Origin of the sequence: Thermomonas sp. HDW16, assembly GCF_011302915.1 — a bacterium.
Taxonomy (GTDB): domain Bacteria; phylum Pseudomonadota; class Gammaproteobacteria; order Xanthomonadales; family Xanthomonadaceae; genus Thermomonas.
In genome coordinates, this window is record NZ_CP049872.1 from 2,716,273 (window position 1) to 2,733,869 (window position 17,597).

The following is a 17,597-nucleotide window of genomic DNA, read 5'->3' on the forward strand; positions in this document are numbered from 1 at the left end:
ATGCATACCCCATTGCTACCCGACGTGTCCGCCTGGCAGCGCCTTGGCGGACAGCACACCGCCGAAGAAATCGCCCAGCAGCCGGCACTGTGGGCTGAGCTCGCGGATTCGCTGGAACGGACGCAAACGCAGCTCGATGCCTTCCTCGGCGAATGGCTGCAGCGGCCCGGCGCGCGGGTGATCTTCACCGGCGCCGGCAGCTCCGGTTTCATCGCCGACCTTGTCGCGGATCAGATCGCCGCACGCTGCGCCGCTGACGTACGTGCGCTGCACACCACCAGCCTGCTGACGCATCCGCAGCTGTATCTGCAGCGGGATCGGCCGACCTTGTTGGTCTCCTTCGGCCGCAGCGGCTCCAGCCCGGAAAGCGTGGCGGCAGTGCAGCTGGTGCGCGATTCGGTGGACGAAACGCGGTTCCTCGACATCACCTGCAACGCCGAAGGCGAACTGGCACGACTGGGTCGCGACCGCGCCGATACCCACACCCTGCTGATGCCGCCGGCCAGTTGCGACCGCGCCTTCGCGATGACCAGCAGCCTCACCTGCATGACGCTGGCCGCATTGGCGGTATTCGATGACGCACCCTGGGTGCAGCGGCTGCAACAGTTGCGCAGTCTTGCCGCCCTGGGCGAACAGGCTCTGTCGCAATGGGATACCGGCGTGCATGCATTGGCGCAACAGCCGTACGCACGCGTGATCTATCTAGGCAGCGGCCCGCTGGAAGCCGCTGCGCACGAAGCCGCGCTGAAATTGCTGGAACTCACCGCTGGCCGCGTGCCCGCCTTCGCCGAAACCCCACTGGGTTTCCGCCATGGCCCGAAATCATTGCTGGATGCCGAGACGCTGGTGGTGATGTTGCGTAGTGCGCAGCCGCTGTCGCGCCGCTACGAGCAGGATCTTCTGGATGAACTGCGCCGCGACGGCGTGGCCGGGCGCGTGGTGTCGGTTGGCCCGCAGGCGGACGATGACTTTCCCTTGGCCGCACCCGCATTGCCCGATGCCTGGCTTGCGCCGTTGTGGCTGACTTTCGCCCAGCGTTATGCACTGTATCGTTCGGCGGCACTCGGCCTGACGCCGGACAATCCATTCCCGGACGGCACCGTCAATCGCGTCGTGCAAGGCGTCACCATCCATCAACATGGCTGAGCACAACGCCACCAGCGGAATTTGCTACGGCATCGATATCGGTGGCAGCAAGATCGAGCTGGTAGCTTGTGATGCGTCGCTGCAGATCGTCCATCGGCAACGCATCGACACGCCGCAACACGATTACGGCGCTTTCCTCGACGCGGTGCAGGCCTTGGTCGCGAATGCCGATGCCACGACTGGTGCGTTCTGCGAAAGCATTGGCATCGGCCTGCCCGGCGTGCGCGATCGCGCCACTGGGCGGCAGCTCAGCGCCAATGTGCCGGCATTGACCGGCAAGCACGTCGGCAGCGATTTGCAGGCGCGACTGCAACGCCCGCTGCAACTGGGCAACGACCTGCAATGCTTCGCCTTGTCGGAAGCGCATGGCGGCGCGGCCGAGGGCTATCCCAGCATGTACGGCGCAATCCTGGGCACCGGCGCCGGCGGCGGCTATTGCGTCGAAGGTCGCCTGGTCGCGGGCGGCAACGGCATCGCCGGCGAATGGGGGCATTGGACGATTCCGGCCACCCTGCTGGCGAAGTACGACTTGCCGCTGCTCGACTGCGGCTGCGGCCTGCGTGGATGCGTGGAGCGTTACGTCTCCGGCAGCGGCATGGCCGCGCTGCATCGGCATCTCGGCGGTGCGTCCGCTGCAGCCGCCACCACCATTGCAGCGGCGCAGGCCGGCGATGCCACCGCGCAACGCGCACTCGACATCCACCTCGACCTGCTCGGCCATGCCTTCGCCAGCCTGGTGATGGTGGTGGATCCGCACGTGATCGTGATCGGCGGCGGCCTGTCGAAATACGAAGCGCTGTACAGCGCATTGCCCGCGGCCATCGAAACCCATCTGTTCCGCGGCGTGCGCGTGCCGCCGATCCTGCCGCCGAAATTCGGCGACGCCGGTGGTGCACGCGGCGCCGCCTTGCTCGCGCGCCAAGCCCACTGACTGTTTCCCGGAGACCATCGCCTTGTCCGCCGTGCAATCGATCATCGCTGCCCATCGCCAAGGCGAGAACACCGGCCTGTACAGCGTGTGCTGCAGCAACGAACAGGTGCTGCGCGCCGCGATGGACGTTGCCTTGTACTACGACACGCCGTTGTTGATCGAAGCGACTTCCAACCAGGTCGACCAGTTCGGCGGTTACACCGGCATGACTCCACCGCAGTACCGCGACTACGTGCTCGCGCTTGCCGATGCGCAAGGCTTCCCGCGCGAACGGCTGATCCTGGGCGGCGATCACCTGGGTCCGAATGCCTGGCAGAAACTGCCGGCCGCCGAGGCGATGGCGAATGCGCGCGTGCTGATCGCCGAATACGTGGCCGCGGGTTTCCACAAGATCCACCTGGACTGCAGCATGTCCTGCGCCGATGATCCGTTGCCGCTGCCGGACGAAATCGTCGCCGCGCGTTCGGCTGAACTGGCGCGGATCGCCGAACGTACCGCCGCCGAGGCCGGACTGCCGCCGCCCGTCTACGTGATCGGCACCGAAGTGCCGGTGCCGGGTGGCGAAACTTCGGTCGATGGCTTGCAGGTGACGCGCCCGGACGCCGCGGCGAAGACGCTGGAGATCCATCGTGAAGCCTTCACCGCGCCCGACCTCGCACCCGCATGGGAGCGCGTGATCGCGATGGTGGTGCAGCCCGGCGTCGATTTCGACCACGGCAACGTCCACCACTACGACGCGAAGGCGGCAACGGCGTTGTCGGATTTCGTCGAAACCCAGCCGCGCATCGTGTTCGAAGCGCATTCGACCGACTACCAGACCGAAGCTTCGCTGCATGCGCTCGTGCGCGACCACTTCGCCATCCTCAAGGTTGGACCTGCCGCAACCTTCGCCTATCGCGAAGCGTTGTTCGCGCTGGCCGCGATCGAACGCGAACTGCTGCCGCAGGAACAACGCTCGCAACTGGTGGAAACGCTGGAACGCTGCATGCTGGCGCAGCCGAAATACTGGCAGCATCACTACAGCGGCGATGCCAACACCCTGCGCATCCTGCGCGCCTATGGTTTGAGCGACCGCTGCCGCTATTACTGGGGCGAGCCGGAATTGCAGGCGGCGACAGGAACGCTGGTGCGCAACCTGCAGGAACAACCGATTCCCGCGATCCTGCTCAGTCAGTTCATGCCCGAACAACATGCCGAAGTGCTTGAAGGCCGGCTGCAAGCCGAACCCCTGCCCTTGATTCGCCACAAGGTCGCTGCGCGCCTCGGCGAATATGCCCGCGCCTGTGCTCGCAACCAAGCGGGTGCGCGCACGAGCAAAGAAACACACCGCAGCGCCGCCGCTGTCGCGCGCTAATCGCCACTCCCTCTTCGAGTCGAACCGACCATGCGAAATACCCGCCAACGCAGACAACAGATCATGGAGCAGCTGCTGCAGCATGGCAGCGTGCAGGTCGGCGACCTGGTCGATCGCTATGGCGTATCGGCGGTAACCGTCCGCGCGGATTTGACCCATCTGGAAGCGCAGGGACTGGCCACCCGCAACCACGGCGGCGCCAGCCTGCAGCGGATGCCGCCGCAGGAACACGACATCCACGAAAAGGATGTGCTCAACCTGCCGCTGAAGGAAACCATCGGCGCGCAGGCGGCGCAGCTGGTGAAACCCGGCGACAACATCATCCTGGACTCCGGCTCCACCACCATGGCATTGGCGCGTCACCTGCGCGTGCAGCGCGACGTCACGGTGATGACCAATGGCCTTAACATCGCCTGGGAACTGGCGGCGGCGCCCGGCGTGAAGCTGCTGATGACCGGCGGCACCTTGCACCATGCTTCGCTGTCGCTGCATGGCAGCCAGGCCGAAGCCAGCCTCGGCAGCTACAGCTTCGACACGCTTTTCCTCGGCGTGGATGGCCTCGACCTGCAGTTCGGCCTGACCACCCACCATGAACCCGAAGCCAGCCTCAACCATCGCATGGTCGAACGCGCGCGGCGGATCGTGGTGCTCACCGATTCGTCCAAGTTCGGAAAAGTCAGCCTGCACCGCATCGCGCGACTGGAATCCGTCCACACCATCATCACCGACGACGGCATCAATGCCGAATACCGCGAAGGCCTGCAGAAACTCGGCATCGAAGTGATCATCGCCGGATCGCCGGCATGAGCGCGCCACGCAGCCTGCGCGGACGCATCCTCACGCCAGCCGGCGTGGCGCAAGGCGAGATCGTGTTCGACGACCACGTGCTCGAGATCCGCACCACCGACGATGCAGTGGACGATGAAGCCCCGTGGATCCTGCCCGGCTTCATCGACCTGCATGTGCACGGTGCTTCCGGCGTCGACATCATGGATGGCGGCGATGCCGCACGGACGGTAGCGCGCACGCATGCACGGCACGGCACCACGGCGATGCTCGGCACCACCATGACCGCGGGCGAGGATGAGATCGTCCACGCGCTGCAAGGACTGGCGGCAGCAATCGAATCGCGCGCACCCGGCAGCGCGCGCATGCTCGGCGTGCACCTGGAAGGCCCCTATTTCAGCATCGAGCGATTGGGCGCGCAGCCACCGCTGGTGGTCGAAGCCACGCTGGCGCAAGTCGAACGCCTGCTCGCCATCGCGCCGATCAAGGTGCTGACGCTCGCGCCGGAAATCGGCGAACACACCACGCTGATTCCCGCGCTCACGGCGTTGGGCATCCGCGTGCAACTCGGCCATAGCGCCGGCAGCTACGACGATGGCGTGGCCGCACTGCAAGCCGGTGCCGCCGGCTTCACCCATTTGTTCAACGGCATGACCGGTATGAACCATCGCGAGCCCGGCATCGCCGCTGCGGCACTCGCACATGGCGAATACGCCGAACTGATCCCCGACCTGCAGCATGTGCATCCGGGCGCAATCCGCGCCGCGATCCGCGCGATCCCGCGGCTGTACTGCATCACCGATGCCACCGCCGCCACCGACATGCCGGACGGCGAATACGCACTGGGTTCGCAGCGCGTCCACAAATGCCTGGGCTGCGTACGGCTGGCCGATGGCTCTTCGCTGGCGGGCAGCGCGCTGACCATGGACCAGGCACTGCGCAACCTGGTCTCGATCGGCCTGGACCTGGCCGATGCCTCCAATCGACTTTCGCGCTATCCGGCGGATTACCTCGGTCTTGCCGACCGCGGCCGATTGCAGGCGAACGCGTGGGCCGACATCGTCGTGCTCGATCACGAATTGCAAGTGCAGCAGGTGTTCGTCGAAGGCGAACAGATCGCGCTGCACTGATCACCACAACGCGCCACCCACAACCACAGGAACGTCACGATGAGCCAGGCTTCCGCCGCGATCCTCCCGCATGCCGAACGTGGCGATCCGCGCTGGCAGATCCGCTATCTGCTGTTCATCGCCGGCATGGGGGGGCTGCTGTACGGCATCGACCTGGGCATCATCGCCGGCGCGTTGCCGTATCTCGAGGCCACTGCGAGCGCGAGCTGGCACCTGAGCACGCAGCAACTCAGCTTCGTGGTCGCCGCCGTGTTGTTGGGCAGCGTGCTCTCCGCATTGTTCGCCGGCGCGCTGTCCGACCTGATCGGCCGGCGCAACGTGATGTTCCTCAGCGGCGCGCTGTTCACCGCCAGCATCCCGATCATGGCGTTGGCCTCCGGCTATTGGCCGCTATTGCTGGGCCGGTTGCTGCAAGGCGTGAGCGGTGGCCTGATCGGCGTCGCGGTGCCGCTTTACCTGGCGGAAGTGCTCAGTCCGGAACGCCGCGGCCGCGGCATGGCGATGTTCCAGTTGCTGCTCACCATCGGTTTGGTCGTGGCCGCGATCATCGGCCTGTACCAGGCGCATGTGGTGGATGCCGCCACCGAATCCGTGCGGCAACTCGCCGAGGCCGACCAGCAGCGCATCCTGTACGAGGTCAAGGACCAGGCCTGGCGCACCATCTTCTGGAGCTGCCTGCTGCCGGGCCTGGTCTTCACCGCCGGCACCCTGCTGTTGAGCGAGTCGCCGCGCTGGCTGGCCAAGCGTGGCCGCATCGCGCAGGCCAAGACCGCGCTGCAACGCACCCTGCCTGCGGCGCAGGTAGAGCCGACCTTGCAGGAAATGCAGGCGCAATCGGATGCCGACAATTCGGGCACGCACCCGCGCGACAGCTTGCTCAGCCGTCGCTACGTGAAGCCGTTCCTGCTCGCCTGCATCATCCTGGCCTGCACGCAGGCGACCGGCATGAATTCGATCCTGGCCTACGTGGTCAACATCCTCAACCATGCCGGCCTGCCCGGTTCCGTCGCCAACTGGGGCGATGTCACGGTGAAGGTGGTCAACGCGCTGATGACCGTGGTCGCGCTGATCCTGGTGGATCGCAAGGGCCGCAAGTTCCTGTTGATGCTGGGTAGCGGCGGCATCGTGCTGGCGCTGCTGGCGATGGCCACCTTGTTCGTGCAAGCCGAGCGCAATCAAACCGATGTGCGCCCTGCGCTGGTGCAGCAGGTCGAAGGCGACGGCCTCACCCTCAAGCTCGATGCCGCGCAATGGCAGCGCCTCGGCGTGACCGACCCCGCCCAGCCGCAGCAGCTCACCGTGGCTTATCGCTACGGCGGTTTCAGCAATGTGCGCTCGTTGCGCAGCGATGCCGCCGGCACGCCTGAACTGAACATCCGCCGCGAAGACACGGTGCAGCCGGACAGCGTGATCGGCCGCTTCTTCCGCAGCCTGCACCTCAACCCGTTCGCGGATCCGGCCAGCGCCGCGCAGGCGCCGCTGGTGCTGGAACGCGCCGACCTCGGTGCCGTGCCCTCGCCCGCACATGGTTGGGCGGTGACGGTGTGCATCCTGTTCTTCGTCGCGTTCTTCGCGGTGGGGCCCGGCGTGTGCGTGTGGCTGGCGCTGTCGGAACTGATGCCGACGCGCATCCGCTCCAACGGCATGAGCATCGCCCTGCTGATCAACCAGTTCGTCTCCACTTCGATCGCCGCGGTGTTCCTGCCGATGGTCGGCCGCCACGGCTATGCCAGCATGTTCTTCTTCTGGGCCGGCTGCACCGTGGTGTATTTCCTGGTCGCCACCTTCCTGCTGCCGGAGACCAAGGGCAAGACGCTGGAGCAGATCGAAGCGCACTTCCGCTGACTGCGGCCTGATCCGCGTCAAAAAAAAACGGCGACATCGGTCGCCGTTTTTTTGTGCCGATACGCGACGCTTACTTCACGCCGTGCATCCACCTCTGGATCAGCGGCGCGATCAGGAACAGCACCACACCCGAACCCACCAGCGCGTAGAAGCCGAAGGTATAACCGGCATGCGCGGATTCAACGGTCATGCCACCTTCGCCGCTGACCTTGCCGGCGAAGATGCCGGCCAGGTTGTTGCCGATGGCGATCGACAGGAACCAGCAACCCATCGCGAAACCGGTCAACTTGGCCGGGGCCAGCTTGGTCGTCATCGACAATCCGATCGGCGACAGGCACAGCTCGCCGACCGACTGGATCACGTAGACCATGAACAGCGTCCAGAACGGGATCTTGCCGGCACCGTCGACCATGCTGGACAACGCGACCATCAACAGCAGGAAGGCCAGGCCGTTGAAGACCAGGCCCAGGCCGAACTTGCGCGGGATGATCGGGTTGTTCTTGCCCATCTTCACCCACAGCCAGGCCAGCACCGGCGCCAACGCGATGATCGCCACTGAGTTCACCGACTGGAACCAGGACACCGGGAAGTCATTGGTACCGGCCAGCGCCTGGAACAGGCCCTGCATGCCGATGTCGCGATTGACGATCTTCTCGGCGAGGAAGTTGAACGAACTGCCGGCCTGTTCGAAGAACATCCAGAACAGCACGTTGAACACGAAGATGGTCAGCATCGCCAACACCTTGTCGCGCGGCACGGCACCTTCGCGCATGCCTTCGCGCAGCAGCATCACCGCCGGCACCACGAACAGCGCCATCAGGATGTACTGCAGCAGCGTGGCATCGATGGTCAGCAGCGTGTAGAACACCGGCACGCCGATCAGCACGCCGCCCAGCAGCACCAGCGACACGTTGCGCATGCCTTCCTGGTGCGCGGCCGGCAGGCCCACGCCCTTCAGCTGGCGGCGGCCGAACCAGAACCACACCAGGCTCAGCAACATGCCGATGCCGGCGGCGATGAACACCACCTTGTAGGCCGGCGTGTCCTCGATGCCGAAGATCTTCTTGGCCAGGTATTGGGTGATCAGCGGGGCCAACAGTGCGCCCATGTTGATGCCCATGTAGAAGATGGTGAAGCCCGAATCGCGGCGATCGTCGTTCGGCGCGTAGATCTTGCCGACCAGGGTGGAGATGATCGGCTTGAACAGGCCGTTGCCGACGATGATCGTGGCCAGGCCCAGCTTGAACATCGTTTCCGAGGGCATCGCCAGCAGGAACAGGCCCGACGCCATGATGATGGCGCCCAACAAGATCGAACGCTGGTGGCCGATCAGCTTGTCGGCGATGAAGCCGCCGAAGATCGCGCCGGCATAGACCAGCGCCAGGTAAGCGCCGTAGAGCTCGCTGGCCGGTTTCTCGCCGGAAGCGTCGCCGCCGTGGAACTGCGCGACGATGTAGAGCACCATCGCCCAGCGGATGCCGTAGAACGCGAAGCGTTCCCAGAATTCCGCCATGAACAGCATCCACAACGGGCGCGGATGGCCCATCAGTTGCGGATAGTCCGGCGGGTTCGCCGGGTTGGAAAGATCTGCGGCACCGCTCATGCGGTTTCCCCCGTCTGTGATTCGTTGAAAGGAAGTCGGAACACGCACCGCGCCTGACGCGGAACCGGGGGAGGATCACCGACCGGGCGTCGCCACGTCAAACCTTGCGCATTCAGGACAACTGCTGCAATGCAGCAGCCTTGGGCTCAGGCGCCGGCGGGCTTGCCGTAGTCGCGGCCAGGGCCAATCGCCGTACGCACCTCGAACAGTTCCGGGAAGAACGTCAGTTCCAGCGCCTTGCGCAGGAACGCCACGCCACTGGATCCGCCAGTGCCGGGCTTGAAGCCGATGATCCTCTGCACCGTGCGCATGTGCCGGAACCGCCACAACTGGAACTGGGTTTCCAGATCGACCAGGTCTTCGCACAGCGCGTATTCGCGCCAGTAGCGAGTGGTGTCCTCGTAGATGCGCTCGAACACCGGCACCAGCGCCTCGTCCAGCACATGCGACTGCGACCAGTCGCGCTGCAAGTGCGCGTCCGGCACGACATGGCCCCAGCGGGCGAGGTAGCGCAGGAATTCGTCATACAGGCTGGGCGCGCGCAGCACTGCTTCCAGCGCGGCATGGCCGGCGGCATCGTGGGCGAACACCTTCAGCATCGCCGCGTTCTTGTTGCCCATCAGGAATTCGACGGTGCGGTATTGCAACGACTGGAAGCCTGACGAAGGGCCCAGGATGTCGCGGAATTCCATGTATTCCGATGGCGTCAGTGTTTCCAGCACCGACCATTGCGAAGTCAACTGGTCGAGCACCCGCTTGCAACGCGCCACCGCCTTGCCGAACTGCCAGACCCGGTCGTTATGCAAGTGGCCGACAGCGGCCGTCAGCTCATGGATCAGCAGTTTCAGCCACAGCTCGCTGGTCTGGTGCTGGATGATGAACAGCATCTCGTCGTGGTGCGGCGGGCTCGACAACGGTTGCTGCGCGGACAACAACTGATCCAGCCGCAGGTAGCCGCCATAGGTCAGCCGCCCATTCAGGTCGGTGTGGATGCCGGATTCGAGGTCGCGCTGGTTGTTTTCGATGCCCATGCGTGGATTTTCGCATGCCGGATGCCCCGCGCGGGCGGACGCTGCAATGCGCCATGCATTTGTCACGAATTTGGGTAAAGATGCGGGTTCGGGCCTGTGTTGGGGCCTTCAATATCTCTGGGGGCTGTGAATGACTCGTCTTGCTCGCCGGCGCTGTGCGCTGGCTATTTCCGTTTCGCTTGCGTTGGCCGCTGGCGCGGCGCAGGCGCAATCCATCGTCATCAGCCAAGTTTACGGTGGCGGTGGCAACAGTGGCGCCACGTTGAAAAGCGATTTCATCGAATTGCACAACAACGGCAGCGCGCCCGTGGATCTGACTGGTTGGCACGTGGCATATGCGTCTGCCACGGGTACCAGTTGGTCGAACAAGACCTCACTAAGCGGCACCATCCAACCGGGCGGTTACTACCTCATCAAGGAAGCTGACGGCACTGGCGGCGACAACGCCGGAACCGCCCTGGCAGCCCCTGACACCACCGGCACCATCGCCATGGGTGGTGGTGCGGGGAAGGTGGCCCTGGTCAAGAATTCGACGACGCTGGATGCCGTTGCATGTCCATCGAATGCGAGCATTGTGGACATTGCTGGCTATGGCGCGGCCAGTACATGTGCCGGCACGACTACGGCCTTGACCAACAATCAGTCCGCTCGGCGCCTGGACAATGGCTGCACCGATACTGGTGCGAATGCATACACGGGAAACGGTGCTGATTTCGAGCGGATATCACCCCCGAGCCCGCGAAATAGCGGCAGCACCCCAATAACCTGCAGCGGCGGCGTTCCAGCCATCAGCATCGACGACGTCACCCAGGCCGAAGGCAACAGCGGCACTTCGACGTTCACCTTCACTGTCAGCCTGAGCGCCCCGGCGCCGGCAGGCGGGGTGACCTTCGACATCGCCACCAGCGACGGCACCGCGACCACCGCCGACAACGATTACGTCGCCAGTAGCCTGACCTCCCAGACCATCCCGGCGGGATCGACCAGCTACACCTTCACCGTCACCGTGAACGGCGATACCGTGGCGGAAGTCAACCAAAGCTTCAATGTCACCCTCAGCAACATCGTTGGCGCCACCGTGGGCGATGCCAGCGGCCTGGGCACCATCCAGAACGACGACGGCGTGATCATCACCCCGATCAACCAGATCCAGGGCAGTGGCACCGCGTCCCCATTCGCAGGCCAAGAGCTGACCACCGAGGGCGTGGTAACCCTGGTTCGCAGCAACAGTTTCTATATCCAGTCCCTCGCGGCTCCCAGTGGTTCCCTCCCTGCCCGCGACGACGGCAACCCGGCCACTTCGGACGGCATCTTGGTGTTCAATCCCCTGCCGTCGGGCATGGGCGTAGGCGACGTGGTGCAAGTCACTGGCCCGGTGATCGAATACCTGCCGGTTCCCAATACCTTCCCGGTCACCCAGTTCGGAGCCGCGTCCAACATCGTGGATGTCGGTGATGCCCCGCTGCCCGCGGCGAAGGAACTGACCGCCGCGGATTTCAGTGCGGCGCTGCTGACGCCGGATGTGCTGGAAAATCTCGAAGGCATGTACGTCCACATCGCCTCCGGCAGGATCATCTCGCCGACCCGCTTCACCGGCTCCAGCACCGCGAACGAATTCGAAATCGTGGTGGATGGCGTGCAACGCCCGATGCGCGAGGCAGGCGTCAGCATCTTCGACAACTACGCTTTCCCGCGGGCGTTCTCCCCGGTGTACTTCGACGCCAACCAGGAACGCATCAAGCTGTACCCGGCGACCGGCTTCCCACAGCAGGTCGATGCGCGCGGCACCGTGAGCAATGTCTATGGCACCCTGACCTACTACGGTGCCAGCACCGCGGAGAATTCCTGGCAGATCTACTACGATCCGGCGCAGATCGGCATCACGTCCGGCCTGCCGGCACCAGTGATGGCACAGGGCGCGGACGACGTCACCATCGCCGGCTACAACCTGGAATGGTTCGGCAGCGGAAGCGTGTCCGAATACGGCACATTGAGTGACCGCATCGCCAAGGCGGGCGCGGTGATCTGCGACTGGCTGAAGACCCCCGACATCCTGGGTACGGTCGAGGTGGATGGCAATCCGGGTGGCGCGATCGAAGCCTTGCAGCCATTGGCCGACTACATCAATGCCAACTGCGCAAGTGCGCCGAACTACGTGGCGTACATGCTGGGCACCGGTGACCAGAGCCTCGGCTTCCTGGTCAAGACCGCCAGCGTGGGCAGCGCCCCGCGCGTGCAATTGCAGGACGTGGACCCTGCCGCCGGCATCCAGTACGTGCAGCAGCACGGTGCAGGCACCTTGCAGATGCTGGCGGATCCAACCGATGCGGCCAAGCTACGCCCCTACCCGTTCACCGACCATGTCGCGAATCCGACGCATGAAAGCACCAAACTGTTGAACGACCGCCCACCGTTGCGCCTGAAGGCCGTCGTCAACTTCGCGGACGGCCGTCAGTACCCGATCACGGTGATCGTGGTGCACCAGAAGGCCTTGGGCGACAATACCAATGTGGCTTCGAGCCCTCTCGGCTACAAGGACTACGGCGCACAGTCACGGGCCAAACGTGCCGAACAGGCCTACGAGCTGGCACAGCTCGTCAAGGACGCCCAGGTCGGCAACCTGACTGGTACCAGCGCGGGAGAGAAGGTCGTTCTCGTGGGCGACTTCAATTCGTTCGGTTTCAATGACGGTTACGTGGACGCGATGGGCATTACCACCGGCCATCCCGCGCCGGATGCGGAAGTGCTGCTGCCGTACACCAGCCCGCTCACCCCGGCCAATGGACTGGTGGTGGACGAGGACGACACGTACAACTTCATCGCCGACCCGGAAGAACGGTACTCGTACAATTTCGACAGCATCAACCAGGCGCTCGACCATGTGTTGTTCAACCAGTCGCTGCTGGCGGACACCTCGATCGACGACATCAGCGTGGATCACGCGCGCGTCAATTCGGATTTCCGCACGAACCAGCAGAAAGTGTTCAATGCTCCATACAACATGACCACCAACTTGCCGGTGCGCACATCCGACCATGACCCGGTGCGCCTGTCGATCAAGCTGTCCGCACCCTCAGCGGATTTGTCGGCTAGCCTGTCCGGACCATCCACGGCCCTGCATACCGGCACGGTTCAAAATTTCACCTTCTCAATCTCGAATTCGGGCCCGAATCCCGCTTCGCAACCTTCCGTTGTGCTGCGCGGCAATGCGCCCGCCAGCAACGTGAGGGTCACCCCTCCTTCGGGCTGGACGTGCAACACCTTCGCGATCGGTAGTGATTTCGAACTGAACTGCGCATCCAGCCAGACGCTCGCAGCAGGCGCAAGCGCGAATTTCACTTCCACCATCCGCATCCCGGTTCGTGGCCGCGCCAACCCCGACCTGACGCTCAGTTTGAGTGCGGGCGCATCGACCGGCGACCCCGCATCGGGCAATAACAACGCCAGCTACCAGGGAACCATCGTCAGCGGCCGCTGAGTTCATCCGCTAAACGGCATTGTCCAGAAAGCCCGGCCCGCAGCCGGGCTTTCTTTTGCGCGTTTGCCGCACCGCGCAACGCCCCATTCACCCGCAAACCGTATCATTCGAAACATTCGCAGACCGGGAACACGCATGACCTTGGCGGCCAGTTTCGAAATCGAATACCTGCAATACCTCAAGCCGGACGGCACCCTTGCCGCGCCGTTGCCACCGGCGGTGCCAGACGCGGCAGCGCTGTTGCCCTTGTTCAAACAGATGCTGTTCGTGCGCACCTTCGACACCAAGGCCATCGCCCTGCAGCGCACCGGCAAGCTGGGCACGTATGCGGCCTGCCTGGGGCATGAGGCCACCCATGTCGGCATCGGCGCCTCGATGCAGCCGGAAGACGTGTTCGCTCCCAGCTACCGCGAATACGGCGCGCAGTTCATGCGCGGCGTGCGCCCGCGCGAGGTGCTGATGTACTGGGGCGGCGACGAACGCGGCAACGATTTCGAAGGCCCGCGCAACGACTACCCGTGGTGCGTGCCGATCTCCACCCAGTGCCTGATGGCCTCCGGTGCCGCACTGGCATTCAAGCTGCGGGGCGAGAAGCGGGTGGCGGTCGCGACCTGCGGCGATGGCGGCTCCTCCAAGACCGATTTCTACGCCGCGGTGAATTCCGCCGGTGCCTATTCGCTGCCCGTGGTGCTGTGCGTGATCAACAACGGCTGGGCGATCAGCGTGCCGCGCAAGGCGCAAACTGGCGCGCAGACACTGGCGCAGAAGGGCCTGGCCGGCGGCCTACACTGCCTTCAGGTGGACGGCAACGACCTGGTCGCCGTGCTCGAAGCCCTGCGTCGCGCCCACGAACGCGCACGCAACGGCGAAGGCGGCAGCGTGATCGAATTCATGACCTATCGCCTGCACGACCACACTACCGCCGATGACGCGCGTCGTTATCGTGGCGAGGAAGAAGTGAAAGCCGCATGGCTGAAGGAACCCTTCCTGCGCCTGCGCAAGTTCCTCACCGACAACAAACTGTGGGACGAGGAACAGGAAAAAGCCTGGATCGAGGAATGCGGCAAGATGGTCGATGTCGAGATCAACGCCTACCTGGAAACCCCGGTGCAGCCGGTGGAGGCGATGTTCGATTACCTGTACGGCGACATGCCGGCGGACGTGATGGCGCAACGCGAACAGGCCATCGCCGCGGAGAAGCGCGCATGAGCGACCAACCCATTGCATTGATCGAAGCGATCACCCAGGCACTGGCCTACGAATTGCGCAACGACCCAAGCGTGGTCGTACTGGGCGAGGACGTCGGCGTCAACGGCGGCGTGTTCCGCGCCACCGCCGGTTTGTCGGCGACCTTCGGTACAGAACGCATCCTCGACACTCCGCTGGATGAAACCACCATCGCCGGCCTCACCGTTGGCATGGCCAGCCAAGGCATGAAGCCCGTGGCCGAAGCGCAGTTCGACGGCTTCATGTACCCGATGGTGGATTTCATCGTCTGTCACGCCGCGCGCATGCGATACCGCACCCGCGGCCGCTTGACCTGCCCGATGGTGCTGCGTGTGCCCTGGGGCGGTGGCATCCGCGCACCGGAACATCATTCCGAGGCCAACGAATCGATCTTCACCAACGTGCCCGGCCTGCGCGTGGTGATGCCGTCCTCGCCGCAGCGTGCCTACGGCCTGTTGCTGGCCGCGATCCGCGACCCGGATCCGGTGATCTACATGGAACCCAAGCGCATCTATCGGCAGTACAAGGAGCTCGTACCGGACGATGGCGAAGCGCTGCCGCTGGATGTCTGCTACGTGCTGCGTGATGGCAGCGACGTGACGCTGGTCACGTGGGGCGCGCAGGTCAAGGAAACGCTGGAAGCCGCGGAGAAACTCGCCGCCGATGGCATCAGCGCGGAAGTGATCGACGTCGCCACGCTCAAGCCGCTGGATTTCGCCACCATCGCCGAGTCGATTGCGAAAACCGGCCGCTGCGTGATCGTGCACGAAGCGGCGAAGACCGCCGGCTTCGGCGCCGAGATCGCCGCGCGTTGCGCCGAGGAATGCATGTTCGACCTGGTCGCCCCGGTCGAGCGCGTCACCGGCTACGACACCCACATCCCGCTGTTCCGGCTGGAAATGAAATACCTGCCGAGCACCGACAAGGTCATCGCCGCCGCCAAGCGCGCGATGGCGCATTCCTAAAGGAGCCCGCATGTCGAAGAAATTCCTGTTGCCCGACCTCGGCGAAGGCCTGCCGGACGCGACCATCGTCGAGTGGTACGTCAAGGAAGGCGACGTGATCCGCCTGGACGACAACCTGGTCTCGATGGAAACCGCCAAGGCCGTTGTCGACGTGCCTTCGCCCGTGAGCGGCAAGGTGCTGAAACTCGCTGGCGCCGCAGGCGACATCATCGTCACCGGCACCATGCTGGCGGAATTCGAGGTCGATGCCTCGCTACCGCAGCGCGCGGAAGGCCAGGACACCGGCCATCACCACGGGCCGACGCACGAGGAATCGAAACCTGCCGCCGCACCTGCCGCCAAGGCGGATGGCGATGCCGGCACCGTGGTCGGCGCGATGCAGGTCGGCGATGCGGTGGTCACGCAGGCCGCGGTTGCAGTCGGCGGCGTCAAGGCGATGCCGGCGGTGCGCGCGATGGCGCGCAAGCTCGGCGTCGATATCGCCCGTGTCGCGCCGAGTGGCGCCGACGGCACGGTATCGATGGACGATGTGAAGCGCGCCGCCGCCGATGGCTCGGCCAAACCTGGTGCCGCGCCCGCACGCACCGGCGCACAGGTCGCCGCCGCGTCAGTCGCGGCGCCTGCACCGGCATCGCGCAGCACGCTGTCGCAATCCGGCAAGCCGATGCGCACCCAGCCGCCGGGCGTGGCCGCAACCGGCCAGCCGGAACAATTGAAAGGCGTGCGCCGCAACATGGCGCGCGTGATGGCAGACGCACATGCACAAGTCGTGCCGACCACCTTGGTCGATGATGCCGACCTGCACGCATGGAGCGGTCGCCAGGACATCACCGCGCGTCTTGTCCGCGCGATTGTCGTTGCATGCAAGACCGTGCCGGCATTGAACGCCTGGTTCGACGGCGCCAACCTCACCCGCACCCTGCATCCGCACGTGGACATCGGCATTGCAGTGGACACCGACGACGGCTTGTTCGTGCCCGCGCTGCGCAATGCCGACATGCTGGATGCCGGCGGCGTGCGCGCCGCGATCAAGCGCCTGCGCGCGCAGGTCGAGGATCGCTCGATCCCGTCCGGCGAACTCAGCGGCTACACGATTTCGCTGTCGAATTTCGGCATGTTCGCCGGCCGCTATGCAACGCCCGTCGTGGTGCCACCGTGCGTGGCCATCGTTGGCGCCGGCAAGCTGTCGCACGACGTGGTCGCGGTGATGGGCGGCATCGAGGTGCACCGGCGCATGCCGATCTCGCTGACCTTCGACCACCGCGCCTGCACCGGCGGCGAAGCAGCGCGTTTCCTGGCAGCGCTGCTGGACGATCTCGCCCAACCGAGCTGAGCATGCTGCGCGCATTGGTACCGATGCTCCGGGTGCCGGATGTACTGGCATCCGTGGCGTGGTACCGCGACGTGCTCGGCTTCGAGGCCGACTTCGATGGCAGCGATTCCTCGGCGTCGCTGCAGCGCGACGGCATCGAACTGATGCTGTCGGCCTTCAATGCGCATGAAGGCGATGCCGCGCCCGCCTTCACCGGCTCGCTCTACCTGCATTGCGACGATGTCGATGCGTGGTGGGCGCGATTGCAGGACATTGCGCGCATCTGCTACCCGATCGAAGATTTCGGCTATGGCATGCGCGAATTCGCCATCTACGACTGCAACGGCTTCCTGCTGCAGTTCGGGCAGCCGATTCCCGCCAAGGATCCGCCATGAGCCATCGCAGCCGCCTGTCCGGCTTCATCATCGACTGCAACACCGACGACCTGGATGCCGCCGCCGATTTCTGGTCGCAGGCGCTGGGCTGCAGCATCGCCAACCACGATGCCGGCGACGCGACCGCCGAGTACCAGATGCTGGGCGATACGCCCGGCGACCTGCATATCGAGGTGCAAAAGGTCGCGCACCCTTCGCGCGTGCACCTGGATATCGAAACCGACGACGTGGATGCCGAAGCGGATCGGCTAGAAAAGCTGGGCGCGAAAAAAATCGCCTTCGTCAAACGCTGGTGGGTGTTGGAAGCGCCGACCGGACAGCGTTTCTGCGTGGTCAAGATGAAGTATCCCGAGCGCGGCGCAGCGCCGCGCGAGTGGAACTGAACGGCAGGGCC

The 17,597-nt window shown here is 64.7% G+C and carries 14 protein-coding genes; 12 read left to right on the forward strand and 2 right to left on the reverse strand.

The features are described 5' to 3' along the window. Genes G7079_RS12890 through G7079_RS12915 form a run of 6 tightly spaced genes read left to right on the forward strand, consistent with a single transcriptional unit; the run spans position 1 to position 7,192 of the window. Positions 1-1,146 (forward strand): SIS domain-containing protein, encoded by a 1,146-nt coding sequence (locus G7079_RS12890; protein WP_166057691.1) that lies wholly within the window; start codon positions 1-3, stop codon positions 1,144-1,146. After that, on the forward strand, positions 1,139-2,077 hold the full coding sequence (locus G7079_RS12895; RefSeq protein ID WP_166057692.1) for an ROK family protein: 939 nt from the start codon (positions 1,139-1,141) through the stop codon (positions 2,075-2,077). The genes G7079_RS12890 and G7079_RS12895 overlap by 8 nt, the downstream gene beginning before the upstream one ends. Positions 2,078-2,099: 22 nt before the next feature. Continuing rightward, complete coding sequence (locus G7079_RS12900; protein WP_166057693.1) at positions 2,100-3,431, forward strand: D-tagatose-bisphosphate aldolase, class II, non-catalytic subunit; 1,332 nt, start codon at positions 2,100-2,102, stop codon at positions 3,429-3,431. Between the two features lie 30 nt (positions 3,432-3,461). Next, complete coding sequence (locus G7079_RS12905) at positions 3,462-4,238, forward strand: DeoR family transcriptional regulator (RefSeq protein WP_166057694.1); 777 nt, start codon at positions 3,462-3,464, stop codon at positions 4,236-4,238. Beyond that, positions 4,235-5,347 (forward strand): N-acetylglucosamine-6-phosphate deacetylase, encoded by a 1,113-nt coding sequence (locus G7079_RS12910; protein WP_166057695.1) that lies wholly within the window; start codon positions 4,235-4,237, stop codon positions 5,345-5,347. The genes G7079_RS12905 and G7079_RS12910 overlap by 4 nt, the downstream gene beginning before the upstream one ends. A 39-nt stretch (positions 5,348-5,386) precedes the next feature. Further along, positions 5,387-7,192 carry an MFS transporter gene (locus tag G7079_RS12915; protein ID WP_166057696.1) on the forward strand — a complete coding sequence of 602 codons (1,806 nt, stop codon included), beginning with the start codon at positions 5,387-5,389 and terminating at the stop codon, positions 7,190-7,192. 70 nt (positions 7,193-7,262) lie between these two features. Here the strand turns inward: G7079_RS12915 and G7079_RS12920 are convergent, their stop codons facing one another. Both G7079_RS12920 and G7079_RS12925 read right to left on the reverse strand, forming a co-directional pair. Next, positions 7,263-8,795, reverse strand: coding sequence for an oligopeptide:H+ symporter (locus G7079_RS12920; RefSeq protein ID WP_166057697.1), 1,533 nt, complete (start codon positions 8,793-8,795; stop codon positions 7,263-7,265). A gap of 146 nt (positions 8,796-8,941) precedes the next feature. Beyond that, complete coding sequence (locus tag G7079_RS12925) at positions 8,942-9,826, reverse strand: tryptophan 2,3-dioxygenase family protein (protein WP_166057698.1); 885 nt, start codon at positions 9,824-9,826, stop codon at positions 8,942-8,944. A gap of 130 nt (positions 9,827-9,956) precedes the next feature. Between G7079_RS12925 and G7079_RS12930 the strand changes: the two genes are divergently transcribed. The 6 genes from G7079_RS12930 (at position 9,957) to G7079_RS12955 (ending at position 17,586) form a co-directional block, all read left to right on the forward strand. After that, complete coding sequence (locus tag G7079_RS12930; protein ID WP_166057699.1) at positions 9,957-13,304, forward strand: lamin tail domain-containing protein; 3,348 nt, start codon at positions 9,957-9,959, stop codon at positions 13,302-13,304. 135 nt (positions 13,305-13,439) lie between these two features. After that, positions 13,440-14,513, forward strand: coding sequence for a pyruvate dehydrogenase (acetyl-transferring) E1 component subunit alpha (gene pdhA / locus G7079_RS12935; RefSeq protein WP_166057700.1), 1,074 nt, complete (start codon positions 13,440-13,442; stop codon positions 14,511-14,513). Further along, a complete protein-coding gene (locus G7079_RS12940) occupies positions 14,510-15,496 on the forward strand; it encodes an alpha-ketoacid dehydrogenase subunit beta (protein WP_166057701.1) in 987 nt (328 codons plus the stop codon). The genes pdhA and G7079_RS12940 overlap by 4 nt, the downstream gene beginning before the upstream one ends. A 10-nt stretch (positions 15,497-15,506) precedes the next feature. Continuing rightward, positions 15,507-16,829, forward strand: coding sequence for a dihydrolipoamide acetyltransferase family protein (locus tag G7079_RS12945; protein WP_166057703.1), 1,323 nt, complete (start codon positions 15,507-15,509; stop codon positions 16,827-16,829). A gap of 2 nt (positions 16,830-16,831) precedes the next feature. Next, positions 16,832-17,203, forward strand: a complete 372-nt coding sequence (locus G7079_RS12950; RefSeq protein WP_166057704.1) for a glyoxalase superfamily protein — start codon at positions 16,832-16,834, stop codon at positions 17,201-17,203. Then, a complete protein-coding gene (locus G7079_RS12955) occupies positions 17,200-17,586 on the forward strand; it encodes a VOC family protein (protein WP_166057705.1) in 387 nt (128 codons plus the stop codon). Before G7079_RS12950 ends, G7079_RS12955 begins: the two co-directional genes overlap by 4 nt. Positions 17,587-17,597 lie beyond the last annotated feature (11 nt).